This window comes from Candidatus Latescibacterota bacterium (assembly GCA_019038625.1).
In the GTDB taxonomy this organism is placed as follows: Bacteria; Krumholzibacteriota; Krumholzibacteriia; order Krumholzibacteriales; family Krumholzibacteriaceae; genus JAGLYV01.
Genome location: JAHOYU010000146.1, coordinates 1 through 6,095 on the forward strand (window position 1 = coordinate 1; position 6,095 = coordinate 6,095).

Consider the following 6,095-nt stretch of genomic DNA (forward strand, 5'->3'; position numbering starts at 1 on the left):
GGGCGGGACTGCTACTCTTGTGCAGCGTGTTGTTCATTGGAGTGATCCCCGCAATGGTATTCCAGGCTTGTGCCGCTGATGTGCCGATAGACGTGCGCGGGATCCTTGTCGTCTTCTTTTCTGGCATGATCTGTTTCATCCCCCTGGCGCTGTTTCTGCGGGGTGTGGCCAAAACAGGCAAAGTGTAAACGTAAGTGTTGCCTCCGTTGTATTTACACGCCTGAAATCAGGTAAGCATGCGATATAGCCTCTCCGAATCATCTCAGGCACATTGAAAAACCATTCACAATATGATAGAATGGACGGCAGATCATACTCATCAAAATTGCCAGGAGAAGGGCCTCACATGAGACAAATAACACCGTTTAAAGGGTTTCTGTTTTTCCTCGTGATCATATCACTTTCGGCAGTGATTCCGATTCCCGCATCGGCGATCTGGACCACCGACGGAGAGCCTGCAGTCACCTTCGTTCGTCCGGAAGTCTATTATGCTTCGTCTTCGCCGATGACTACCGATGGTGCCGGAGGATCGATCATCTGCTGGGTGGATGAGCGAAACGGAGGACGGGATCTGTACGCTCAGCGAATAGATGCCACGGGGCAGCAGAAGTGGGCGACCAACGGTTTGTTGGTCGGGGACGATCCGTCCGGTTATAGCAAAGAGCAAATCGTATCTGACGGGGCAGGGGGAGCCGTAATAGTCTATTACGCGTACGGCAGCAGCGGTCATTATGCTCAGCGTATAGACGCGAGCGGAAACTTGCTTTGGGGGGCGAGTGGGGTGGCCGTGTTTTCAGGAATCGAAAATCCGATCAACCTCAAAGTGATTCCGGACGGATTCGGCGGAATGCTCATCGCGTGGCAGGATTCCAGAAATGCTAACGATGATATCTACGCTCAACGGTTCAGCCCCGGAGGCGTGCCAAGATGGACAGTCGGGGGTGTGGCTGTATGTACAGAGGCGAGCAATCAGGAGAGACACGAGATAGTCTCTGACGGAGCGGGAGGTATGATCGTCGGCTGGGATGACAACCGCAACGGCAACAACGATCTGTTCGCTCAAAGGGTCGATTCGAGCGGCGCCGTATTGTGGTCGGTTGATGGTAACGTAGTCTGTGATTACGATTACAATCAGGATTATCTCGAGATGATCTCGGATGGTATGGGCGGAGCTATCTTCGCCTGGGAAGACTTAAGGGCAGCCCTTGATTGGGATATCTATGCGGCGCGGATCACTTCTCTCGGAATTACTCCCTGGGCTGCAGATGGTGTCCTTGTCTGTAGTGCCACCGATTATCGGTACGATGTCCGCTTGACTACCGATGGAGGGGGGGGAGCGATCCTGGCATGGAGGGATGCAAGGGGCACTGGCGACGATGAGATTTACGCGCAGCGGATCAACTTGCTCGGAATCGCGGAATGGACCGCAAACGGTATTGAAGTGTGTACCCCGGGAACAGATTTTCCCATTCCCCAAATAGTGGCTGATGGAGCAGGAGGCGCTATAATCGCGTGGGAAGACGATAGAAGTGGTAACAGGGATATCTACAGTCAGAGGGTGAACGCTACAGGGGCGCTGCTATGGACAGCAGGCGGAATCGAAGTCTGCGGTGCAATCGGGGACCAGCAAGATTTGAGAACGGTATCGGATGACTCCGGGGGGATCATACTAAGCTGGTACGACGAACGCGTTACTTTCGGGAGTGGGGAGATATTTGCCCAGAGGCTTGATCCCGACGGCGACGATCTGTGGAGAGACCACGGTGCTCCAGTGGCTATCAAGGATTTCGACCTGACAGCCTCGGATATCGTCACAGATGGTGCAGGAGGATCGATCATCTGCTGGTCCGACCGACGCAGAGACGAGAACGATCTTTACGCACAGAGGATGGATTCGCTGGGAAACGCCCTCTGGACCACGGAGGGGCTCCCGGTCAGTCGCGTGTTGGGAAGCCAGAGCTCATCGCGTATGGTTTCCGACGGGGCCGGCGGGGCGATCATCGTCTGGACCGATTCCCGCAACGGCAATAACGACATCTATGCTCAGAGGATTGATGCCAGCGGTAACTCGCTCTGGACCAGCGATGGTTTCGTTGTAAGCAATAACCCCGAGGACGAAAGCGCTCCGAGGATTGTTTCGGACAATGTCGGAGGAGCTATCGTCGTATGGGGCGACCGCCGCGGCGGAAATTATGATGTATACGCACAGCGAATAAGCTATGTGGGCGTATTGTTGTGGGGGCCTGGCGGAAAGCTCGTCTGTTCGGCAACAGGCGACCAATGGGAAAGCCTGATCGTTCCTGACGGCTCGGGCGGAGCGGTAATTGGATGGCTGGATAACAGGGCGGGGTACATGGACATCTACGCGCAGCGTGTCGATTACGCTGGAACTATGCAATGGGCCGCGGACGGAGTGTCAGTCTGTACTGTATTGTACCAGAAAGAAAACCTGGAGATGGCGCCGGATGGTTCGGGTGGCGCCTTTTTGACATGGCGCGACGCGAGGAATGGAAACGATAACGTATTCGTCCAGAAGATCAATTCTGGAGGCAATGCTCTCTGGCCCGCGAACGGAAGGCAGGTCATCGATCTGTCTGTCGTCGACCAGTATCTGCCGCAGGTCGCATCGGATTGCGCGGGAGGGGCAATAGTAGTCTGGGAGGATCACCGCGGCGGAAGCGGCTCTGTTTATGCTCAGCATGTAGGATCGGACGGAATCCGCGTCTGGCACCCTGACGGCAGGGTCATCAGCTATGACTCCAACCCCCAGTTCGAGATACAGATGATATCGGACGGTGCCGGTGGAGTGGTGATCGCCTGGACGGATTACCGCACCGCGGTGGACCATGATATTTACACCAGCCGTATCGGGCCCTCAGGGGACCTCGAGTGGGTCGTGCCCGCGAACGGGATCCCCGTGTGTACCGCTACCGAAGATCAGATGGGCCCCAGGCTCGTCAGTGACGGCTTCCAGGGTGCTATTCTTGTATGGAGTGACAAGCGGCCTTCAGGTGAATTTGCCGAACTATACGCGCAGAAGATCAAAGGGGCTATAGGCAGTGTCGAGCCGACCAGTCTCGATTTCGGGGCGGTCCCCATTCTCTCCAGCCAGAATCGCAGCTTTACCGTGAGCAACATCGGAGATCTGACGCTTTCCGAAGAGTTCAATATCACAGGGCAGTACTATAGAATATTCAACGATTTGACCGATTATAGTCTGGATCCGGGAGAGGACCTTCTGGTTCAGGTCAGTTTTGAGCCGGACTACGAAGGAGTCCATACCTGCGATATCGCGACTGGGAACACGACTCTGAGCGATGTTTTCTGCACGGGCACCGGCCTGGGGCCCGTATGCGAGATCGACACGGTAGATATCGATCTGCCCGGGTTCGTGATGGTGGGCGACAGTTACGACACGACGTTCACGGTAACCAACGCCGGCGGAGGGATACTCAGCGGGTATATCTCCATGTCGGACGGCCAGTACAACCTGCCGGCCGGAGAAGTTCCGTTTTCACTCTATCGTTATGATACGCTGGAAGTGACTGTGAGATTCAAGCCGACGGTCGAAGGAACGCATCAGTGTGTCGTCGAGACAGGAACATATCTCTGCGGAGACGTCACGGTGACTGGCACCGCGTATCTTTGCCCTCCGGATACGATCCTTTATGTCGATGTCGATGCTGCCGGCGCAGAAACAGGCGTTTCATGGACCGACGCTTTTATGGGTCTTCAGGATGCTCTCGCGCGGGCGGACCTCTGCGGCAATGTCACCGAGATCTGGGTGGCGGAGGGGACGTATTACGCTTCAGGCACCAATGATGTCTACGAATCGTTCATGTTGAGAAATGATCTCGCCATATACGGCGGCTTCGCTGGAACGGAATCGCTTCTGAGCGAGCGCGACCTTTCGGCGAATACTACTGTGCTGAGCGGTAATATCGGTATCGAAGGCGATATCGACGACAATTCAGCGCATGTAGTGATCGGCAGTTATACCGACAGTACCGCGGTACTTGACGGATTTGTCATAGAATGGGGACACGCCCTGCCACCCGGGCAACAGAGGGGTGGAGGGATGTTCTGCAACGAAGGCAGCCCGACTCTGCGAAATCTCGTTTTCAGAAATAACAGGGCAAGATTGGTAGGCGGCGGGATCTACTTCCGCAACGGCAGCGACGCGAAGCTTTACAACTGCGTCTTCTTCGAGAATGACGCTTCGGATTTCGGCGGCGGGATCTATAACGACGTGAGCAGCCCGCTGATCGTGAACTGCACCTTCAGCAGGAACAGGGTAGACGACAGCGGCGCGGCGTTGTTCAACGAGAATTACAGCAGCCCGACGCTGATCAACGTGATCATGTGGGGTGACGAGACAAACAGCATGTTCCTGACCGAGATCGCGAACCATGGCTACAGCGACCCGGTGATCTCATACTCGCTTATCCAGTACTGCGGCGACAGCGGCCCGGGCTGGGCGACATCGTACGGGATCGACGGAGGAAAGAATACGGAGGCCGATCCGGACCTGGTCGACATGGCCTCGGGCGATCTGCATCTTGTCACAGGTTCACCCGCGATCGACGAGGGTGATCAGACCGTGCCGGGACTGCCTTCGACCGACCTCGATGGCAATCCGAGGATACAGGGGAGCGAGATCGACATGGGCGCGTATGAGGGTGGATACGAAGTCGTCAGGGTCGATATCGATGGCGATCCCACCCATTTCGATGTGACAGTCGACGGCGAGCCGTTCGCTACTCCGTATACTTTCTATTCACGTTCCGGCGCCGTGCACGAGATAGGCACTTCCTCTCCGCAGTTACAGGGAGATATCATCTACTCCTTCGCCAACTGGAGCGACGCCGGTGATACGATTCATGACATCACTCTGCCCGTCATCGACAGGATACGTTATACTGCGACCTTTACATGGGCCAGCGCGTACGCTTCGATCGATTCGATAGTCGATGTGCCGGGAGACCAGGGTGGATGGGCGAGGGTCTATTTCAAAAGATCACATTATGATGATCTCTCGGAAATCGATAATCCGATAGAGCGGTACGACATGCACAGGCGTGTCGACAGCCCCGTGCTTGCGGCTGCTGTGCTTGCTGAGGGGAAGCGCACTGAAGATGGATACATAGAATATGATGGAAGATTGTTTGTCGTTCGCGCGGAGCTGATGGCTCTGGTGGCGGGGGCAAGTGGCATCGAAGGTGCAACTTTGGCATCTGATCCTGGCAACATCGCTGACGCACCCGCGGCGGCGCCTCCCGGTCTCTGGGAAGTAGTCGGTACCGTATCGGCATCGCAGCAGGAGCAGTATCTCGGGCTCGCGCCGACGCTGGCAGATTCGGCCGCGACGATCCCGTATTCCGTCTACTACGTCTCAGCACATTCTACCACGCCGGCAGTCTATTTCGACAGTCCTGCCGACAGCGGGTATTCTGTAGACAATATTGCGCCCGGTGTGCCACTGGGATTCGCTGTCGATTATAACACCGGCAGCGGGAATGAGCTCAGTTGGGACAGCGCGCCTGAATCCGACTTCCAATACTACAGGGTCTACCGGGATACTGAAGAAGGATTCATCCCGGGCCCGGGAAACCTTGTCCATCAGACGGTGACGCCGATCTGGAGCGATCCCGAATACGACGGATGGGATGTTCATTACAAGATCACGACACTCGATCATGTGGGTAACGAAAGCGACGCGGCATCGCCCGGCTCGACCACAGATGACGATATCCCCGGAGTCCCGAAGGCGTTTGCCCTGCATCAGAACGTGCCGAATCCGTTCAACCCGGTGACGATGATCAGGTTTGACCTGCCACAGGCAGCACACGTAAAACTCTGCGTCTACAACGTGAAGGGCGAACTGGTCGCTACTCTTGTAGACCATCAGATGACTGAAGGGCGCAAGGAGATCAGTTGGACGGCAAGTGATGCCTCAGGAAAGGTCGTTGCGAGTGGGATGTATTTCTATCGTCTCGTAGCCGGTGACTTTGTGCAGACGCGCAAGATGGTGCTGCTCAGGTGATATGGATCCGGCTGGTGTCAACCGTTATTTAGTAAACGAGAGGAGGGCAGTT

At 55.8% G+C, this 6,095-nt stretch carries 2 protein-coding genes; both read left to right on the plus strand.

The annotated features are described in order from the left end of the window. On the plus strand, nucleotides 1-188 hold a 188-nt coding region (locus KOO63_11205; GenBank protein MBU8922373.1), incomplete at its 5' end, for a hypothetical protein. 158 nt (nucleotides 189-346) lie between these two features. Continuing rightward, nucleotides 347-6,043: a choice-of-anchor D domain-containing protein gene (locus KOO63_11210; GenBank protein ID MBU8922374.1), complete on the plus strand. Its 5,697-nt coding sequence runs from the start codon at nucleotides 347-349 to the stop codon at nucleotides 6,041-6,043. The last annotated feature ends 52 nt before the right edge of the window (nucleotides 6,044-6,095 follow it).